Below are 21,051 nucleotides of genomic sequence, written 5' to 3'. Positions count from 1 at the left end.
CGGTAGAGTACGTGATAGAAACCACTCATAGTTTCATCTTCATACTCTACCGAGTTTTTTTATGGCAAATTGGCAATTGGATTCAAATAACTCCAATATCGTTCAGCATCCGTTTGGCTCCCCAACGTTCGCCGAATTGTTCGTTGGAGAGTTGAAATATCATCCGTGACAATTCCGTCCACATGCTGGTTAATTAATTGATTCATTGCCCCTGGATTATTAACTGTCCAGGCATAAACCGGTTTCCCTTGTCGGTGTGCCGCATTAATAAACCGTTCGTTCAGAGACGAATACTCGTTATTAAATCCCTTGATCTGTGATTGCGGATTAGTCAAATTATACGCTTGTAAGTACAGGATCTTCATCCGCGGATTAAGCCGTTGTAAATGTCTGACTAGTCCATAATCCAGTGAATGGACAAGATAGTGACGATGGACAATCAACTGTCCATACTGGCGATTAAACCGCACTAAAACATCTGGTGAGTCATGTGAGGTTGTCTTTAACTCAATAATGAGCTTTTGATGCAATTGATTGGCTACTCGTAAATAGTGATCTAAACTCACAACTTTCGCTGTCTGGCCATTTTCATGCATTGTTAAATGTGTTAACTGGCCAAGCGTCAATTGATTAGGGCGACAATTTACGGTGGTTAATTTTCGGAGGTTCTCATCATGCATTACCACAAACTGATGATCCTTCGTTTCGTGAACGTCCATTTCAACATAATCGGGGTGATAATCCTTATTTGTCCGTCTTAATGCCGTAGCACTGTTCTGTACGCCATTATGGTTAGCTACGCCACGATGCGAAATCGTGACTGGGGCAGTTAACCGTGATGGTTGAAAATAGCTGTTACTACTAAGACTTGTTTCGCAAACGACCAGAGCTAACATTATGAAGCTCCACCCGCTCCACCACCTATTCGGTCGTGAAGTCGCAATCCTGCCACCAGCGGTCAATTCGCACCACCGCATCAGTAGCCAACTACACATCAAGAGTGCAACTGTTTGTGCAAGTGCTAAACAGACAATACTCAATTCACGGTTATTACTACCGCTAGCTTTTTGGATTAATAGCAAACCACCATTAATTAACCAACTTAGGATTCCCGTTATTATCAATATTCGAAAGAAGTGCAATGCTGTTTGATGATCATGAATCAAATGTGCATCCGAAGTAATTGCCGCTTTCGTTAATGTTCCACCATCATGAAAGGTGATCCCAAAGCTAATTAGATATATTAAACTAGTCAGTCCCAACAACAAATTATTCCGTGTTCCATAATCCAAAATCACTTCTGGAATTCGTAAATTAATTAGTAACGGCGTGCGAAACGCAATACTCAGTAACGGAGCTACTGCTACAAACTCAACCAAAAATAATGGCACCATCCACCACTTAAAATCTTTAATGAGTTGCATTTCACGATGAATAAAGCGATGCCAACTAAGGACTCCACGATTACTTTCCCCAATTGCAGCCATGATCGTCATGAAGAAAATTAAAGAAAAGACGCAGATAACTATTAATTCACTAATGACTGCAATAAATATCCATGGATGGTGGGTTAAAATTCGTCCGACATTCGTTACCGAAACGAAGGGTACTTCCGCCTGAGGAAGGAGCCACGTATTAATTAACCGCAGGAGTGGTAAGACTCCATTTTGAATGAATACCTCTGCAGTTAGAACAATTCCGCAAATTTGCCACCATTTCCAAAACCGCTTTGCCATTAGTAATCAACTTCATCAGGATCCGCGCATTGAACACCCAGATCCCGTAGTGCGCTGATTTGCTTCATTTCATCTGGGGTGAGTTCAAAATCAAAGAAATCAGTATTTTGCTGCATTCGTGAAACGTGAACAGACTTTGGCAATGGCAGAACCCCTTGTTGGAGAACCCAGCGTAAGCAAACCTGTGCAACCGACTTATGATGCCGTGCGGCAATTTGTTGCAAAGTTTCATTCTTCAAGACCGTTGAACCTTGACCACCCAGTGGTGCCCACGCTTCTACCAAAAGGTCCATTGATTGTAACTTTTTAATTTCTTCAGTATGCGGCCAACCTGGATGAACTTCAATTTGATCCACCATTGGCTTAATTTCGGCTGTCTCCATTAGCTCTGCAACATGGTGAGGCATAAAGTTACTTAACCCAATGGCGCGAATTTTACCTTCATGGTACATCTCTTCCATCGCCCGCCATGTTTCTGCATTTAAGCGTTTGGCATCCGTGCCAAATTGTTTTTCATTTGCTGGACAATGAATTAGGTACAAGTCTAAGTAGTCAAGACCAAGCCGGTCTAAGCTATCTTGCAAAGCCTTTTTTGTGGATTCATAGCCACGTTCTGTATTCCATAGTTTACTGGTGACAAAAAGTTCTTTGCGATTAATTCCTGCATCCTTAATTCCCCGACCAACGGCTTCTTCATTCCCATAAACCGCTGCCGTATCAATATGCCGATAGCCAACTTCAATGGCATCAGCGACTGCTCGTTCTGCAACATCTTCTGGTGTTCGAAACGTTCCGTAACCAACACATGGGATTTTAACCCCATTATTAAGTTTCCGCATTGTATTAATATTCTTGAATTCCATTTGAGAAAATCCCCTTTCATCATAGTTCATATAAAGTGCCAGTTTTTACTAAGTATAAGTACCGGTGACTAACGGGCAGCCCAGTCATCTGTCGTAAGGCACCCGCATACAAATTGACCTGTCCTTGATAACGGTCCACAATTTCAGCTAGTCGCTGGTCATCATGGGGTAACAAATAGTCCGTCTTGTAGTCAAACAGCTCAATTCCCTGATTACCCTTGAGGTAGCCATCAATAATCCCGTGGATCAGAATCTGACCATCATCATGGTCTAAATTCTTAAATAACTGATCCCCTTCCAATAACATCGAAAACGGTTGTTCACGAACGACTGCGGCGGGTTGCTGTAAAATTCGCTGCCCCAATGTCGTTTGATAAAATTCTACGATTCCAGCGACGTCAATTTGAGCAGCAATTCGGCGGTTCGCAATTAGTCGTTCCCGAACTAGTTGATCAATCGTATGTTGGACTTGTTCTTCCGTCACTTCGCCAGTTGTCAAATTTAACATCTGGAAAACCAAGTGCGTAGCCGTTCCCACTTCAGTTGGTGCTGGTGCTGAATCACCGGTCTGCATAAATCGCGGTTGATTAAAGTTGCTTTGCAAATACTGCCCTTCATCTTTAACTTCCGTCTTATTGAAAGTTAGCCGTCCCATCTGTGCGTCATCCGGATCTTGATTAGTAAAAACGTCCCGAATCGCTGATACAGATTGGTAAGCAGTCGTCTTAGTTGCGGCTGGATACGGGTACTTCATCGTTAAAACCCGATGGATAAATTGTCGCTCATCAGCAGTTAATGGCTGACTTCCTGCGTCGTCAACAATTGTTTCCCGATGTGCAGTCCGCAGTTTAGCAAGTTCCTTCTCAACCCCATTCGCTGTCCACAACTGCATAGAATAATCAGCTTGTGGTAAACCAAGCCGAAGGGGCGTCCCGCCCGTATCCATTTTCATTACCTGAGGATCAAACTGAGGAGTTCGAACAAGGGTCAGCCCAATCCAGTCAAGCATCGATCGACTATCAAGCCGTAACTGTGGACCCAAGACCGTTTGAAATCCTTGAAGCCCCTTCGACCACTGTTTACCTAATGCCATTAAGTTATTTTTTGAATTCTTTTCATTCACCGATCCCGTTAAAATCAACCGTTGTTCAGCCCGGGTTAAAGCAACGTACAGTAATCGCATTTCTTCCGCCCGGTTAGCGCGGGTAATTGCATCGGCAACTACTGTTCGCTGTGGTAAATCATAAGTTACCTTAATGTTTTCTGCAGTTAACGATTGGTCATCACCCTTCATTGGAGCATCTCCCAAATAGCGAATTCCAATTCCCAAATGCGGCTCAATTACTAAGTTTCCCGCAACATCTCGAGAGTTAAAATGGTGATTCATATCGATAACGAAAACGATTGGAAATTGTAAACCTTTACTACCGTGAATGGTCATTACGTTAACGGCATCGTTTGCCAGCTCAACTGGAGCTTCTCCTAAGTCTTCATCCCGCTTTTGCATCCGCTCAATAAAATGGATAAATTGATACAAACCTTTAAAACTGGATTGTTCATAAGTATGTGCTCGTTCATACAACGCGTGCAAATTGGCTTGTCGTTGGGTACCACCGGGCATTCCACCAACATAGTCCAGATAACCGGTTGTTTGATAAATCTGCCAAATGAGCTCTACTAACGATTCCTGTTGAGCCGTAACCTTAAATTTGGTTAACCGATCCAAGAATTGCGAAAGTTTCACGTGTAACTTTTCTAAATCCACATCCGTTGTTGCTGACCATTGTTTAGGATCCTGCTGAACAAAAAATTGAACAGCTTCGTAAAAATTACCATAACGATGATTAATCCGCAGGTAAGCCATTTCTGGTTCCGTCAACCCAACAATTGGCGACCGCAATACCGCAACTAACGGAATGTCTTGATAAGGATTATCAATCACTTTCAATAACGAAATCATCGTTCGCACTTCAGTCGCTTTGAAATAGTTTTGTACGTCTTGAACCACCACCGGGATATTTAATTGACCAAATTGTTCCACAATTCGGTTATTCGGACTTTTGGTTCGCTCAAGAATGACAATGTCCGCCGGCTGAATCGGGCGTTCATGTCCTAATTCTGGATCATAAATACGCTCTTGATTATCTAACATTTGGCGAATCCGCATCGCGACCATCCAAACATCACCGGCGTACTTATCCGATCCCTCCGGTAGTTTAATATACCTTTGCTGATTTTCTTCCTTATCTACGATCGTTTCATTATCAGCATTTGCATCATAAACCATCAGTTCAGTCGGCACCGGAGTAACTTGATTTGGGTCATACCACTTTGCCGCAAACTTCAATTGAGCTTGATCATCATATGGCATTTCCCCAACTGTCCGATCCATTAATTGCGTAAAGACCAGATTAGTAAACTCTGTCACATTATTCATAGACCGGAAGTTTTCAGCCAGTATGATAGTTTCATCATTTTTAGATGATGATTGATAACGTTCATACTTATCTAAAAATAACGATGGATCAGCTTGGCGAAAACGATAAATTGACTGTTTAACGTCCCCCACCATAAAAAGGTGGTTGAGCTGCGGATCATGCAGTTGATTCAATAAATCATCCTGAAGACGGTTGGTGTCTTGGTACTCATCAACAAGTATTTCGCGATAGTGATGGCGTAATTCATTCAAAACTTGCTTCCCTGCATCACTCTGATTAGTTAGGATCTGGTAAGCATAATGTTCTAAGTCGCTAAAGTCGAGCATATGACGAGCAAGTTTAACCTCCTGATAAGCCTGCCGAAACTCCTTGGTAACACTGACAAGTTCTTCCACCATCACCCGGGCTGCCGCCGTTTTGGCGCGCAATTGCTGTTCATCATACTGAAAATATTTATCTTGTAAGGTTTTTAAACGCTTTTTGAGTTCGTTACGCCCAACTTTTAATTCATCGTACTGCGCCTTACCATCTGGATCATCTTTAAAACGTTGCGTTTTTAGTCTACTAAATTTGATTCCGGATATTTGAGCTTGCAACTCATCCCAAGTTGCAGTTGTTAATGATTTTTGTAAATCTTTAACCAGAATTAAATCACCCGCGAGCGTCTCAGCAAGATTATCAAAACCACTGGTGGATGCTTCAGTTGCCAACTCATTCCAATCAGCAACCAATTGGTCAAAGAATTGCTGCAAAATGGGAAGTAACGTTTGTTGATAAAAGGCAGTTTGGATAATTGGTTCATCGCCAAATTGGTAGTTTCTTACGGTTTGTGATAACCATTGATCCGGATCAGGTTGGGCATTAGCTTCTTGATAAAGCTTTTCAACCACTTCTTGCAGGCCCTCACCAACATTTGATTTTGCATCCGCAAAGTTTTCCGCCAACTGGCTAAAATGCCATTCACTTGGATCAGCCTTCGCATAGTCTTCTTTAAACCGCTTTTCCTGTAGATCATTCCAAACCTGTTCTTTTAAAAGCGCCTGTTCCGTGGCATCCGTAACTAACCGGTACTGTGGATCAAGTCCAATCACATAGTAATAACGTTTAATTACCTGTTCACAAAAGGAGTGAATCGTACTGATATTAGCTAGTGCTAACCGATTAATCTGGGCTTTCATATGTTGATCATTACTATCAGTAACCAGACGCTTACGAATCCGCTCCCGCATATTTTTAGCAGCTTCCTTCGTAAAAGTTACCAATAGCATCTCGTCAATATTTAGATGACGATTTTCTTTTAAGAGCTTAACCACCCGATCAACTAAGACCGCCGTTTTACCAGAACCAGCGGAAGCTGAAACTAGAATATCCCGATCCCGATCATTAATCGCCCGCGTTTGTTCTGGGGTTGGTTTAAAACTACTCATTGTTTGCCCCCCTCATCTTTCAGTTTCTTCATCACATAATCATCGGTCAGGATGATTTCACGATACTTATCTTGATCGAGTAAATTATCGAAATGGTAAATATCAAGATAATCACTGTAATCTAATCCTGTCCGCTGGTCGCGACGGAATGGTTTAAGTTCCACATTTCCGCTAAAAATTTGTTGCGCTGCTGCAATAATCAACTGCTTATTTCGTGCCAGCAGTTGCTTCATTTGTTCTTGATCAACTAATAGCGAACCTTTTTTAGCCTTAATAAGATCCTTAGATTTGGTATAGCTAACCCCAAGGACAAGTGGATTTGGTTTTGCCGCTGCTAGTCCTTCGTCAATTTGACGCAAGACAGCATCATCATTCAACAAAATTCCTTTGAATTCATGATTTTGAAGTTCTGTAATTTCAGGATTCTTTTTAATAATGTTCTTATATTGATAATGCGGATCAAACAGGTGGAGGTATAATGCACCCGCAATTGCGCTTTGTCGATCTGGATTAGCAATATCTAAATTCGCCTGCAAATTATTAAGATACGTTAGCATCTGTAGGTCTAACCCTTCGTAGGCATCAACTAAGTCAAATTCCTTGTTAGCAGACTTATAGTCGACAACTGTTAGGTAATCCTGCTGATCACCACGAACCGCGTCAACCCGATCAATTCGTCCCCGAAGGTAAACTTTGCGTTTTAAGTCCGGTTGAGATGATTTTTGATTACGAATTTTAGTTTCATAAATTAAGGCCCGATAGCTGGGCTGCGAATCATGGCGATCATCTAGTAACCCCACATGACCAAATTTTTGTTCCGTCGTTACTGGGTGAGATGCTGAATATTGAGCTTGATTCCGTAATACTCGGGCCATCGTTAAAACCGTCTGTTCAAGATGATGCTTTTGATAAGCAATTCGCTCATAATTTTCCGCAAGTTCCACCACACTTGGTTGACGACTAAATGCCCAATCCATCGCCTTAGCAACGTAAAATGCTAATTGATCATCAGCAAGTTCGGCTAACTTAACCTGATTCTGTTTCAATAACCTTACAAAGGCTTCTAACGAATCATGATAGAAGGTTCCTGAATTCGCATTGGTAATTTCCAATTCTTCCCGTTTTTGCAAATCTAGGCCAAACTTCAAAAAGTATTCGTATGGATTGCGGTAAAACGTCTGTAACTGTGAAATGGAGGTTGCTAAAGTATTATGCCGTTGATCATCACTAACGGTCGTCCAATCAAAATTATCACCCGCTGCCGTCGCTTGCTTCAAGACATCCGGATCCAAATGACCATAGAGCTTTGCTGCCATCTCCGGTGATAGTTTGGTAGTTTGATTTTGGTAATTTAAACTCGATTTTAGCCAACCCAGATGTTCATGATTCATTTCCCGGGAAATATTTCGCCAACCCGCACTAACGGTTTGCCCAGCATTCTTTGCATGCCGTTCTACTTGGACGTAATTTGTTAATGTTGCCGCTGGTGCACTAACAAATGGCTTTATTTTAGAAAAATCAGCGCGCGGTGCTGGTGCAAATGGCAAGTCATTTCGTAACTGATTATTATCCGCATTCCACTGACCGAAATAGGTTGCTAAACCTACCAAATATGGGGACATTGTGACCCGCTCCTCATTACTACCCATCGCAGGAGCAGACAAGTATAGCTGTTCACGCGCATTAAGCATCCCCAAATAGTTCAGCATTGCTTCATTATCAATTCGTTGCATTCCAGAAACCGGTAAAAATTGTCCATCCGCTAGCCCCTGACTGAGGAGTTGTTTGTCTGGATCACTTAACAATCCTTCGCTAATTTTAATTTCTGGCATGACGTCATCGGTTGCGCCAATCATAAAAACAACCTTACGTTGGTTAGTTTGTACAATTCCCGTTTCGGAAACCAAGACTTGATCCATCGTCGAAGGAATCTGTGAATACGTTGCCGTTTGAAAACCAACCTGAATAATTTCCGCAAATTCAGTTAAATCAAATGTCCCTTCATTACCCAACACCGTTACGTATTCATCCAGTAGGTTAACCATGGTGTTCCAAACTTGTTGCGGTTGTTGAGCAAGATCCATCTGACCGCGCTTAGTTGCTGCTTTTGTCCACTGCTCAAGTTGTTCTCGAACTCCCAAATTGATTAATCCTTGATATAAAATGTGGGCCGCTGTCTGTCCATCAGAAGCTCCCTGTAATTGTTTAATGAACGGTGCTATTTGATCACGAACGACACTCTTTACCCAATTAATGTGGTTAGTTTGTTGCTGTTCACGATTTTTTAATTGTTCATTATTTGCCAGGATTTGAGGATCAACGTGCGGAGTAAATTCCCACTCCTTTTGTTCTAACCATGCATTACCAGTTTTTCCATACTTTAAACACCAGTTTTCCGTTGTATACACGGCTGACATAAATCGTTGACTTGGATAATAGCTCTGCCCTTTTTCATCACGTTCTTGAGGTACCACTAGTCCCGTTTTTAGAAGCTGCAATATATCTGGCAATTGAAAGTGGCGGTCAGCAATTTTAAAAATGGCTTCCAGTAATGTTACTAACGGGTGATTAGCCATTGAACGATCATTATCGTTAAAAATCGGCACTTCATTTACATCAAACACCGGTTTCAACATTGTCGTATAACCATCTAAGTGCCGCGTTAAAATCAAAAAATCACGGTAACGGTACTGACCACTAGCCACTAATTGACGGATTTTAGCGGCAACTCGCTGCAGTTCAGCAACCCGCGTTGGTGCAGTAAAAAAATGTACTCCTTGATCAGTTCGGGGTTGTTGTTCTGGAACCGTAAATTGTGCCTGGGCTTTCATCCACTCTTCAACTTCAGCTAGTCCATCACTGACGCGGTTAACTGTAACCACTTGATCATCCACCAGTATTACATCCGGCTGTTGTTCTGCGAACTCTGCTAACCGATGATATTGCATCCCTGATTGATAAAAAAGATTATTCGGATCCGGTAGCGTTGCCCCTCGATATGGTCTGTCCAAAACCAGGCCAATCGTGGTCGAGGCTGCTTTTTTGATCATTGTTTCTACGATTTGCTCTTCCATCGCGGAAAACTGACCATTATAACGGTTTAAGATAAAATGTGTATGAGAAAAATCATCTTTGGCAAGACGTTTAATCAGTAATTGGTAAACCGCACTTGAATTTAGTCGTCCTGTCAATCCCTGTTCAAATGCGGCATAAACTTTAAAGAGCACCGTCATTTTATCCAAAAATGCCGATGAAACCCGTTCTTGATGTTCATCTGCCCACTTTTGAACCCGCTCAATAATTGCATCATGATCTTGCGGATCAACATTGGCATTTTGCAGTTCAATCAGTTGTGCAGTTAGATCCTGCACAAAACCATACCGATGTGCCTCCTTCGCGAACATTTTTAAATCGTCTTCTGGCAATTCACGAATAATTTTGGCGACTAACATCGTTAGACCTACATCAGAAATCCGGGGTGTCTGATAATGAGGATCATTACGCAATAAAAACCACGCTAATCGGGTAAAAGAAAGAACCTGAACCCGCGACTGAGCGTATACATCCGTCGAACCACCTAAGCTCTTCAATTGATTAAGAACATCTATTTCGGTTGAAAACTTGATATGGTTTGGTACAAGAAAAAAGAACTGGTCGTTAGGGTTGGCAACCAGTTGTTGATGTAGTTCTTGAACTAGTGCATGCTGATGATCCTTTGAAGCCGGACCAAGAATAAACTTTAAAGTACTCATCACAATTCCTCCGTTTATCTATTGTCCTTATTTTATCATTGATCTGTTGTGACAAAGGGTTCTTCCCCGACTTTCTAAAAATTCCAAAATTATGGTTGACAAAATTAAAATTTAATTATAATATTCTAAGCAAGATTTAAATAACCGTGATGAAGAGATGAGTAGTTAATGATCCCTTCTCCAGAGAACTGCGTTAGATGGGAAGCAGCGTTGGGAAAGTTAATGAAGATGGTCTCGGAGCGATGGAAGTTGTGAGCACTCGCAAGCAGCTTACGGAGTGGTACCCGTTATCGTACCTGGGTCTTCCACATTTTAGTGGAGTACCTACTGAGAGTGCAGTCGTGAGACTGGACTAAATTAGGGTGGTAACACGCTATTAATTATTGATTAACCAGCGTCCCTAGAATCAACACCAGTAATGGTCACTGATTCTAGGGACTTTTTTTGTATCGTAGAAAGGAAGTTTTATTTATGACTGAATTTACAACTCGCACTAAATCACCATTCCGCTATGACATTGTTGGTAGTTTTTTACGTCCAGAAAAATTAAAAAATGCTCGCGAAAAATTTAATAATGGCGAAATTAGCCATGATGAATTAACTGAAGTCGAAAATCACGCCATTATTGATTTAATTAAGCAAGAAGAAGCCGTGGGACTCAAAGCCGTTACCGATGGCGAATTTCGCCGTAGCTATTGGCATCTTGATTTCTTTTGGGGGTTACAGGGCGTAAAGCATGTCAATCTTGAACATGGTTATTTCTTCCATGATGAAGAAACCCGCAATGATTCTGCTCAGGTTGTTGGTAAAATTTCCGGTGAAAATCATCCCTTTGTCGAACATTTTAAATTCGTGCGAGATCATGTTACCGCTGGAATCCAAGTTAAACAAACAATTCCCGCACCAGCTCAATTTCTTGAAGAATTAATTCGGCCCGAAAACCAAGCGAGTGTCAAGAATGTTTACACCTCACTTGATGAACTTGACCATGACGTTGCCGCTGCCTATCATCAAGTAATCGAAGATTTGTATGCAGCTGGTTGTCGGACTTTACAACTTGACGACTGTACCTGGGGTATCGCTGTCAATAATTTTGCCAATCTGAAAAAGAAAGATCCAAATGCAGACACATCACAACTTAAGGAACTTCAAGAACGGTTCTTGAAAGTTAATAATGCTGCGATTGAGAACCTACCAGATGACTTAACCATTAATACCCATGTCTGCCGAGGTAACTACCATTCAACATGGGCTGCTGCTGGGGGATATGGACCAGTTGCTGATACTCTCCTTGCTCAAGAAAACGTTCAAGCCTTCTACCTCGAATATGATTCTGATCGGGCAGGTGGTTTTGAGCCACTGGCTAAGGTTCCTGAAGATAAGTACGTGGTCCTTGGCCTCGTAACCTCTAAATCCGGTGAGCTAGAAGATCGCGAAACCATTATCAAACGAATTCACGAAGCAGCTAAATTCCATCCATTAGATAAACTGTGTCTCAGTCCCCAATGTGGGTTTGCCTCAACTGAAGAGGGAAACATTTTAACTGTGGAGCAACAATGGAATAAGATCAAATTCGTTAAAGAAATTGCCGCTGATGTTTGGAATGCTGAATAAGGAGGAAACGTAATGAGTAACAACGTTCAAGCACTATTTAACCAACTTAAAAGTAAGGAATGGGTTGACTTAACGCACACCTTTGGTCCTGATAGCCCGCGCTTTCCCCAATTTCATCCTGCAGAATTCAAAACTATTTTTACTCATTCTGACGGCTTTTTCGTCAAAGAATACACATTTCCTGGTCAATATGGTACCCATATCGATCCGCCAGTTCATTTTTATAAGGACGATGATCGATATGTTGAAGACCTTCCCCTCAAAGATCTAGTCTTACCACTGGTGGTCATTGATTTCAGTCAGCAGGCTGCCAAAAGTCCGGATGCTAGTCTGTCCGTCAATGACATCAAAGCATGGGAAAAGACCCACGGTAACATTCCAGAAGGTGCTTTCGTTGCTTTACGAACCGATTGGAGTAAACGCTGGCCATCTCAAGAAAAATTTGCTAATTCGGACTCTACTGGCCAAAATCATTATCCAGCCTGGTCCTTAGAAGCGCTTAAATATATCTATGAAGTTCGCCATGCGGCAGCTAATGGTCACGAAACCTTTGATACGGATACTGCAACTCAGCAACAAGACGGCCTCGTTGGTGAATACTATGTCCTTTCTCACGGCCACTACCAGGTAGAACTCCTTGATAACCTTGATCGAGTACCTGCAACTGGAGCAGAAATTTTAATTTCCGTTCCCAAAGCTGAAAAAGCGCCTGGCTTCCCAGTGCGTGCTTTCGCTATTTTCGATTTACCAGCCACAAATCAAAAATCAGCCAATTAAATTGATGTAAGTTTTCCCTCTCCTGAAAATATTAGCTATTATAAAACGCCTTGACTTTTTACAGTCAAGACGTTTATTTTAGTTGGCAAAATAATGCTTCCAGAATTGGTTAACGTTGGATTTACGAGTCTTATTCTTAGACCAAAAACCAACCTTTACTACTCCATCAACCTTATTCTTGGGTACAAAACCCCAGTAACGACTATCATTAGAAACTGTCCGGTTATCTCCTAACACGAAATATTCGCCCTTCGGAACCTTAGTTGCGCCAGCATTCCGGACCCAATTATTCTGTTTAGAAATACTCTTGAGGGTCCAATTACCAGTCCCCGCTTTGCGTTGGTCCATCTTGATATAGCTCTGGTTCGCTTTCTTGCCGTTAACATACAAGTTCCCATTTTGCGATTTAACGGTATCACCGGGAACTGCAATTACCCGCTTAACGTAATCAGTCTTAGTAGAAACTTGAGGATCCACGCCATCCGCATTAAAGACGACTACACTCCCCCGGTGAATTTTGGATTGTTTAAAACTAAACACCCGTTCATTATTTACCAAATTGGGCAGCATTGACGGACCATCAACTCGGACATTTTGAAATAAAAATTGCCGAATTAGTAAAGCTAAGATTAGACCAATGACTACCGGAATGACCCAACTAAAAATTTGCCGTAATGTTTTCATTCTTCCATCCCCGAATTACATAAATATTCAGGTTAATGATAGTACATTTTAAATTAAAATATCTACTATCTTGTCTGAACTTTTATTATTTTTCAGAATTTTCTTCAGGATTGATCTTGGCAATCCGCCCTTGTTGAATATAGACACTCAAAATCGCCAAGTCAGCTGGGTTGACTCCACTAATTCGTGATGCTTGGGCGAGTGTTTCTGGGCGAATCTTTTCGAGCTTTTGACGCCCTTCAGTAGCTAATCCATCAATGGCTTCATAGTCGATATTGGCCGGAATCTTTTTCGCTTCCATCCGCTTCAGGCGGTTAACCTTGACTTCCTCTTTTTTAATATAGCCAGCATACTTAATCTGAATTTCAACTTGTTCAGCTTCCTGACGATCCAGGGTAGTAGTTGGTGCCGGAATAAACTCTAATAGTTTTTGATAAGTTACATATGGTCGCCGTAGCAATGCCGCCGCCGTTAAAGAATCCTTCAAAGGATTATCACCATTGGCTTGAATAAATTCATCAGCCGCCGTCTTTGGCTTAATTCGTAAGCTTTCCAAACGTTTAATTTCATCCGCAACATGCTGCTTCTTCGTTTCCATCTTGGCTAGTCGTTCATCACTGACAAGACCGATTGCATGACCCTTTTCCATTAAACGAAAGTCTGCATTATCGTGCCGTAAAATCAAACGGTATTCAGCCCGACTAGTTAAGAGTCGATAGGGTTCCTTGGTACCCTTGGTAACCAAGTCATCAATCATGACCCCAATGTAGGCATCGGAGCGTTTCAACACAAACGGACTCTTTCCTAGGGCACGGCGTCCAGCATTAATTCCGGCAATTAGACCTTGCCCAGCGGCTTCTTCATAACCGGATGTCCCATTAGTTTGTCCCGCAGTGTACAGGTTCTTAATCTTCTTTGTTTCCAATGTCGGGTGTAATTGGTATGGTGCCACCACATCATACTCGATCGCATAACCAGGCCGCATTAGTTGCGCATCTTCCAGTCCCTTTACAGAATGCAGCATTTTTTGCTGAATTTCTTCTGGCATGGAAGTTGAGAGACCATCAACGTAATATTCGTCAGTATCTCGTCCTTCTGGTTCCAAGAATAATTGGTGACGATCCTTGTCAGCAAACCGGACAATCTTATCCTCAATTGATGGGCAATAACGCGGTCCAACCCCCTTGATTACTCCTGAAAACATTGGTGCACGATCCAAGTTAGCACGAATGAGGTCATGAGTATGAAGGTTAGTATATGTTAACCAGCAAGAAATTTGATCTGATAACGCTAAATACTGACTGTCTGGGGTATCAAAACTGAAGTGGTTTGGTTCTTCATCACCAGGTTGCTCTTCAGTTTCATCATAATGGATTGTGTTTCCGTTAATTCGTGGTGGGGTCCCGGTTTTGAAACGTTCTAGATCAAAGCCTAAACGCTCCAAGCATTCAGACAACTTAGTAGCACTCTTGGAGTTATTAGGACCAGATTCATACTGGAGTTCACCAATGATGATTTTGCCCCGCGCAGCTGTCCCAACAGTTAACACAACCGCTTTTGCTCCATAGCGAGCACCAGTATTGGTAATGACTCCTTTACATACCCCATCTTCAACAATCAAATCGTCAACCGTTCCTTGACGTAACGTCAAATTGGGTTCTTTTTCAATCGTTAGTTTCATCTGCCGATGATACGCATGCTTATCCGCTTGAGCCCGTAGTGCTCGCACTGCAGGACCCTTACCAGTATTAAGCATCCGCATTTGGATGTAAGTCTTATCAATGTTGTGGCCCATTTCACCGCCAAGGGCATCAATTTCACGGACAACAATTCCCTTTGCTGGTCCCCCTAGTGATGGGTTACAAGGCATGAACGCCACCATTTCCAAACTAATTGTAATTAATAATGTTTTATTCCCCATCCGGGCCGCCGCTAACGCCGCTTCTGATCCCGCATGGCCAGCACCAACCACGATTACATCATAATTGCCACCGTCATATTGAACTGCTTCTCCTGTTTTCATTGCTAATCTCCTTGCTACTTTCCTAAACAGAATTGACTAAACAATTGATCTAATAGTTCATCTTGGTAACTGTCACCAGTAATTTCACCAAGTAAATCCCAGGCCCGCGTCATATCAATCTGAACTAAATCAACTGGCATTCCATCATCCAGTCCCTTTAATACATCGCCCAAGGCTTCATCTGCTTGACGAAGTAATCCAATATGCCGCGCATTCGTAACCATGACATTATTTTGGTTACTTTCAATCCCTTCATTAAAGAAGAGATGACTAATTGCAGCACTTAATTCATTAATTCCCTCATGCTTAGTCATCGAGGCCGTGATTACCTTATCGCCATCAACAAGCGTTTGTAGTTTAGCTTGATCAACCTTCGTTGGCAAATCACTCTTATTAAAGATAATAATTCGTGGCTTATTTGCAGTTTGTTCGATTAATTGCCGATCTTCTTCCGTAAGCGGTTGAGAACTATCAATCAGTAACAAAATTAGGTCTGCCGTATCGATTGCCTGACGACTTCTTTCTACCCCAATCTTCTCGACTGTATCGTCAGTGTGCCGAATTCCTGCAGTATCAATTAATTTGAGTGGTACATCATTAACGTTGACATATTCTTCAATCACGTCCCGTGTGGTTCCGGCCACATTGGTTACAATCGCCTTATCTTCATGTAACAATGAATTCAATAAACTTGATTTTCCAACATTAGGGCGACCAATAATCGCGGTTGCTAAACCGTCACGTAAAACTTTCCCTTGTTTAGCAGTTTTAAGGAGCTCCTCGATTCTTTGGCGAATTTCAATTGCCTTTTCCCGTAAAAGCTTGCTGGTCATTTCTTCAACCGCATCATATTCTGGATAATCAATGTTAACTTCCACTTGCGCTAGCACATCTAAAATGTCCTTACGCAGATGTTTGATTAAGTGTGATAAATTCCCATCAAGTTGGTTTAACGCCACTTTCATTGACTTATCGGTCTTAGCACGGATTAAATCCATCACTGCCTCTGCCTGTGAAAGGTCCAGTCGCCCATTCAAAAAGGCGCGTTTAGTAAATTCTCCTGGTTCTGCCATCCGTGCCCCAGCACCAATCGTTAACTGTAAAATTCGGTTAGTCGCTAGTAAGCCACCATGACAATTAATCTCGACAACGTCTTCCTTTGTATAAGTTTTAGGTGCCCGCATTATGGAAACCATGACTTCATCCACTTCTTGATTAGTCTGGGGATCAATAATATGTCCATAGTTGATGGTGTGACTAGCCACTTTTGCTAAGTCCTTTCCCTTAAAAAGCTTTTTCACCACCGGAATCGCTTCTTCACCACTAACCCGAATAATTGAGATTCCACCTTCCCCAACCGGGGTTGAGATTGCAGTGATGGTATCAAATTCTGAATTCGCCACTGTCTTCCTTCCTTTCTGACTTAATAAAAAAAGTGCCCTTCCAGCAACAACGATTTCCCGTTGGTGATGGTCAAAGCACTTTCACTACTCTAACAAGCTCGATTTAATTAACACCGTTATTTTAAATTTACCGGTTCCGATTGTCAATACTTACCTAATTTTGTGGTGCAATCACGATACTCCGGAATGGTTCCCGACCATGCGAATACGTCCGTACTTCCGCATGTTGCTCCGCTAGTTTATGCAAATATTTACGTTCGCGTGCTGGCATCGGATCCAAAAAGACCGCTTGCCCTGTGGCAATGACTTGAGTTACGCTCCGCGCCATTAGTTTATCCAACGTTGCCCGACGTTTTTCACGATAATCGCCTGTATTAAGAATTAATTCCACTTCACGAACGCCATGGTAGTTTAAAAAAGCTACGCCAAGTTGCTCAATGGCATTTATTCGCCGACCATGGTAGCCAACTACTTGTCCCGGATGCTCGGTCTCCAAATTGACTTCACAATGATGAACTTTTACTTCTTGAATCCGAGGCTCAACGGTAATACCCAATTGTTGATAAATCTTAATTAGATAGTCTGTTAATCCCGCCATAGCATCCTTCAATTTAGCTAAATTATGTTGATGATTTTCTGCCATTTGTTTTTGCAGCTTCTCTGCTGGCGTCATCGTTTTCTCTGAAGTTGTTTTCTCAGGTTGTACGTTTTCTTTACGCTGCTTACCACCGTTCACCACTGATTTTGATGGATCATCGTTTTTTCTGCGCAGTGTAACTTCAACCTTGGCGGGACGACGGCCAATCCCTAAAAATCCATGGTGAGCAGTTTGCAAAACCTTTATTACTAATTGATCCTTAGTAACCGCTAATTGCTTGACTGCTTTTTCGATTGCTACCGTTTCATCTTTTCCCGTAAAAATTGTCATTATTTCACCTCAACAAAAAAAGCCACCAGCCGGAACCAACTAGTGGTTGCCAGGCTAGTGGCATTGCTTTACTTCCGTTTACTCTTCATTGCATTTCGTTTAGCATGGGCAATCTTATTTTTCCGTTGGCGTTCTGCCCGTTGCTTCGCTTCCCGTTCACGTCTAATTTTGAATGGATTTTGCAATAGCAACGTTTGAACAACTTGAAAGGCATTTGTTACCACCCAGTAAAGGGTAATCGCAGATGAAAATCCTAATGCCATAAAGAAGATCATAATTGGCATAAACCATGTCATTGCAGTTGACATTGAGTTCTTTTCCGGCATTGATGCCATTGATAACCAAGAACTAATGAATGTAAACAACGCCGCTAAGATTGGAAGAACATAGTACGGATCAGGCCGTCCCAGTTGCAGCCATAAAAATGTCCCATGACGTAATGTACTTGTTCGCCAAATTGCTTGGTATAAAGCCCACATAACTGGCAATTGGACAATTAATGGCAGCATGGACGCAAATGGATTAACTCCAGCTTCTTTATAAAGCTTTTGTTGTTCCACTTGCAGTTTCTGCATCGTTTCGCGATCCCGTGAAGAATACTTCTTTTGTAATTTCTTCAATTCAGGCGCCAATTCTTGCATCCGCATCATTGACTTTGTCTGGTAATACATCAACGGTAAAATAATAATCCGAATGATGATGGTGAAGATAATAATCCCCATCCCATAACCACCAAAGTGATTAGAGAGCCAGATAATAAACCGGGAACAGTTATAGATAATGTAGTGATCCCATATTCCTGTACTATGACTAGTAATTGGTTTATTGGAACAAGCCGCTAAGAATAGCGTTAAACTTAAAATACCTAATAAACTCACAAGTTTTTTTGAACGTTTTTTCATTTTTTAATCCTCAATTAATAGGTTGGCACGCTTTAAAGCATGCACCAAATTTTTCTTGGTTTCTGCCATGGTCATCCCATCAGCAGCAGGACGAGCAATCACTAAGAAATCAACCTCAGACTTTAATTGTGGTTTAACTTCTAGCAACGTTTGCCGAATACGCCGCTTCAGCCAATTACGATGAACAGCATTCCCAATCTTCTTACCAACAGAGATCCCCACTCGAAAATGTGGTTGACCAGGCTTTTCCATTTGGTAAATCACAAACTTATGATTAGCAACGGAATTATGGGTTTCAAAGACCCGTTGAAATTCGTTCTCTTTTTTTACTCGAAATGATTTTCTCATTATTAATCTCCTCAGTAACTAAAAAAGGGAGAAGGAACATAACAACACCACAATATTAAAATTGCAGCAAAGTGTATGGCCCTGCTCCCTACTGAGAAAAAAGCCGCCTTGACGGACTTTTTTATGCAGATAATACTTTACGACCCTTTTGACGACGACGGGCCAATACCTTGCGACCGTTACTAGTGCTCATCCGAGCGCGGAAGCCGTGAACACGAGCGCGGTGACGCTTCTTTGGTTGAAATGTGCGCTTCATAAGCTTTTGCACCTCCTCGGCATTGTAATAAATTGTTCGGTTTAACGTCCAAAATGGACAAACTCTTCAAACATACTGTTAAAGTATATCATACTTTTTTTCTGCAATAAAGGGCGATTTCGCCGAAAAAACTTTTTAGTTTTCCACAAGAAGAATTAAATAATCCACAGCGTTATTTTTTGACGATCAGATTTTAGAACCAATTCACAGGGTTTTTAACTAAAAATAACTAACTCACAGGGTTGTCAACGAGGTTATCCACAGCCTTGTGGAAAATCCTGTTAATTACTATCTTTTCACCATTTAGGCTTGTTGATATCCACAAAAAATTGTGGATATCTTTTATTTTCTGTGGATATTTCCACATTTCCACACCCCTGTGAGTATTTTCCACACAGCGTTGTGTAATTTGTGGATCAAATTTTTTACTGCCTGTGGAAAACTAGAAAAACTAATGATAAAATTATTCTTGGTTTTTATTTATCCACATTATTTTATTCTGAGGAGGAATTATTTTGACTGAGCTCGATTCTCTCTGGGAAACGGTCCAAAACGAGTTTAAGCAGTCGATCACTCCACCGACTTACGAAAACGTCGTTGCTCCGGCAAAAGCATACTCTCTTCAAAATCATCAACTAACGGTTGTCTTACCAACCGACTATCATCTTGATTGGTGGAAGAAGAGTTTAAATATTCAACTAAAGCATATTTTGCACGAAAAGACTGGTGAAGAAATTGAACCAATCTATGTTCTTACTAAGGATCTAATGAAAAAAGCGGATCCCGCACCAGATCAACCAACTTATAAAACTCAAACACCACTCAATCCTGAATATACATTCGATAATTTTGTTGAAGGACGCACCAATCAGTTTGCGTATGCATCCGCATTTGCTGCTTCTGAACAACCAGGTGGTTTGTACAATCCCCTCCTTATCTATGGGGATGTTGGTCTTGGTAAAACACACTTAATGCAAGCCATCGCCAATAACATGCTCGTTCATAAGCCCGATGCAAAGATTAAATACGTGACGAGCGAAAATTTCATGAACGACTACATCAACTCCATTAAAACGGGGACACAAGAGCAGTTCAGACAGGAATATCGGGATTTAGATGCACTCCTGGTGGATGATGTGCAATTCTTTAGTGAAAAAAATGGGACACAATTAGAATTTTTCAATACCTTCAATAGTCTTCATGACAACAACAAACAAATCGTTTTAACTGCCGATCAAAATCCAAAGGAAATTCCTAACTTGACTGATCGACTGGTTTCACGATTCGTTTGGGGATTAACTGTTGAAATTACTGCACCAGACTTAGAAACACGAATTGCAATTCTGAACCGCAAAGCCGAAGAGGAAAACCTCCAAGGTATTCCAAATGAAGTTTTCAATTTTATTGCTTCTAAAATTAATACGAATGTCCGGGAGCTTGAAGGTGCTCTCATGCGCGTACGGGTTTTTGCTGATTTACACAAAACTTCAATCAACGAAGCGGTTGCACGAGAAGCGCTACAGGGAATTGGCAACGATGCCCCAGCAACTCTCTCAATTGATTTAATTCAAAAAAAGGTGGCTGCTCACTTTAATATCAACCAAAGTGACATTACTGGTAAAAAACGTGTCAAAAACATTGTGATCCCACGTCAAATTGCAATGTATCTATCACGGGAATTAACAGATAACTCTTTACCACGAATTGGTAAGGAATTTGGTGGTAAAGACCATACAACAGTCCTGCACGCAATCGACAAAATTGAAAAGCAAATGACTTCCGATGCCAATTTACAAAAAGAAATTAATTCATTAAAGAAAGATTTACGTCCTTAATAGTTGTGGATAATTTAAAAGTTATCCCAAAGTTTTCAACAAGTTATCCACATGTGGAAAAGTCA

General features: G+C 41.5%; 14 protein-coding genes. 3 read left to right on the top strand and 11 right to left on the bottom strand.

What is annotated here, in order from left to right; all coding sequences use genetic code 11:
- Window positions 1-59: 59 nt before the first annotated feature.
- Genes AC1EKL_RS05810 through AC1EKL_RS05795 form a run of 4 tightly spaced genes read right to left on the bottom strand, consistent with a single transcriptional unit; the run spans window position 60 to window position 10,216 of the window.
- Window positions 60-1,736: a glycerophosphodiester phosphodiesterase family protein gene (locus tag AC1EKL_RS05810; protein ID WP_480189978.1), complete on the bottom strand. Its 1,677-nt coding sequence runs from the start codon at window positions 1,734-1,736 to the stop codon at window positions 60-62.
- Window positions 1,736-2,599: an aldo/keto reductase gene (locus AC1EKL_RS05805; protein WP_480188849.1), complete on the bottom strand. Its 864-nt coding sequence runs from the start codon at window positions 2,597-2,599 to the stop codon at window positions 1,736-1,738. The genes AC1EKL_RS05810 and AC1EKL_RS05805 overlap by 1 nt, the downstream gene beginning before the upstream one ends.
- Window positions 2,600-2,618: 19 nt before the next feature.
- Window positions 2,619-6,464 carry a helicase-exonuclease AddAB subunit AddA gene (addA, locus tag AC1EKL_RS05800; RefSeq protein WP_480188848.1) on the bottom strand — a complete coding sequence of 1,282 codons (3,846 nt, stop codon included), beginning with the start codon at window positions 6,462-6,464 and terminating at the stop codon, window positions 2,619-2,621.
- Window positions 6,461-10,216: a PD-(D/E)XK nuclease family protein gene (locus tag AC1EKL_RS05795; RefSeq protein WP_480188847.1), complete on the bottom strand. Its 3,756-nt coding sequence runs from the start codon at window positions 10,214-10,216 to the stop codon at window positions 6,461-6,463. Before AC1EKL_RS05795 ends, addA begins: the two co-directional genes overlap by 4 nt.
- Window positions 10,217-10,687: 471 nt before the next feature.
- Between AC1EKL_RS05795 and AC1EKL_RS05790 the strand changes: the two genes are divergently transcribed.
- Complete coding sequence (locus AC1EKL_RS05790) at window positions 10,688-11,830, top strand: 5-methyltetrahydropteroyltriglutamate--homocysteine S-methyltransferase (RefSeq protein ID WP_480188846.1); 1,143 nt, start codon at window positions 10,688-10,690, stop codon at window positions 11,828-11,830.
- A gap of 12 nt (window positions 11,831-11,842) precedes the next feature.
- Window positions 11,843-12,607 (top strand): cyclase family protein, encoded by a 765-nt coding sequence (locus AC1EKL_RS05785; protein WP_480188845.1) that lies wholly within the window; start codon window positions 11,843-11,845, stop codon window positions 12,605-12,607.
- A 78-nt stretch (window positions 12,608-12,685) separates the two neighbouring features.
- On the opposite strand, the gene lepB is transcribed toward AC1EKL_RS05785, so the two are convergent.
- From lepB to rpmH, 7 genes are all read right to left on the bottom strand, one after another.
- Window positions 12,686-13,291: a signal peptidase I gene (gene lepB, locus AC1EKL_RS05780; RefSeq protein WP_480188844.1), complete on the bottom strand. Its 606-nt coding sequence runs from the start codon at window positions 13,289-13,291 to the stop codon at window positions 12,686-12,688.
- 85 nt (window positions 13,292-13,376) lie between these two features.
- Complete coding sequence (gene mnmG / locus AC1EKL_RS05775; protein WP_480188843.1) at window positions 13,377-15,314, bottom strand: tRNA uridine-5-carboxymethylaminomethyl(34) synthesis enzyme MnmG; 1,938 nt, start codon at window positions 15,312-15,314, stop codon at window positions 13,377-13,379.
- Between the two features lie 14 nt (window positions 15,315-15,328).
- A complete protein-coding gene (gene mnmE, locus AC1EKL_RS05770; protein WP_480188842.1) occupies window positions 15,329-16,717 on the bottom strand; it encodes a tRNA uridine-5-carboxymethylaminomethyl(34) synthesis GTPase MnmE in 1,389 nt (462 codons plus the stop codon).
- A gap of 154 nt (window positions 16,718-16,871) precedes the next feature.
- Window positions 16,872-17,645 (bottom strand): RNA-binding cell elongation regulator Jag/EloR, encoded by a 774-nt coding sequence (gene jag, locus AC1EKL_RS05765; protein WP_480188841.1) that lies wholly within the window; start codon window positions 17,643-17,645, stop codon window positions 16,872-16,874.
- A 68-nt stretch (window positions 17,646-17,713) separates the two neighbouring features.
- Window positions 17,714-18,547, bottom strand: a complete 834-nt coding sequence (gene yidC, locus AC1EKL_RS05760; protein WP_006917490.1) for a membrane protein insertase YidC — start codon at window positions 18,545-18,547, stop codon at window positions 17,714-17,716.
- 3 nt (window positions 18,548-18,550) lie between these two features.
- Window positions 18,551-18,895, bottom strand: a complete 345-nt coding sequence (gene rnpA, locus AC1EKL_RS05755; protein WP_040456218.1) for a ribonuclease P protein component — start codon at window positions 18,893-18,895, stop codon at window positions 18,551-18,553.
- A gap of 121 nt (window positions 18,896-19,016) precedes the next feature.
- A complete protein-coding gene (rpmH, locus tag AC1EKL_RS05750; protein WP_006917488.1) occupies window positions 19,017-19,151 on the bottom strand; it encodes a 50S ribosomal protein L34 in 135 nt (44 codons plus the stop codon).
- 515 nt (window positions 19,152-19,666) lie between these two features.
- Between rpmH and dnaA the strand changes: the two genes are divergently transcribed.
- Window positions 19,667-20,986, top strand: a complete 1,320-nt coding sequence (dnaA, locus tag AC1EKL_RS05745; protein ID WP_480188840.1) for a chromosomal replication initiator protein DnaA — start codon at window positions 19,667-19,669, stop codon at window positions 20,984-20,986.
- Window positions 20,987-21,051: the final 65 nt, after the last annotated feature.

It is taken from the genome of Limosilactobacillus sp. C0001E2, assembly GCF_056590915.1.
Note: the sequence above shows the minus strand (reverse complement) of the source record. Positions and strands in the feature narration are given on the sequence as shown.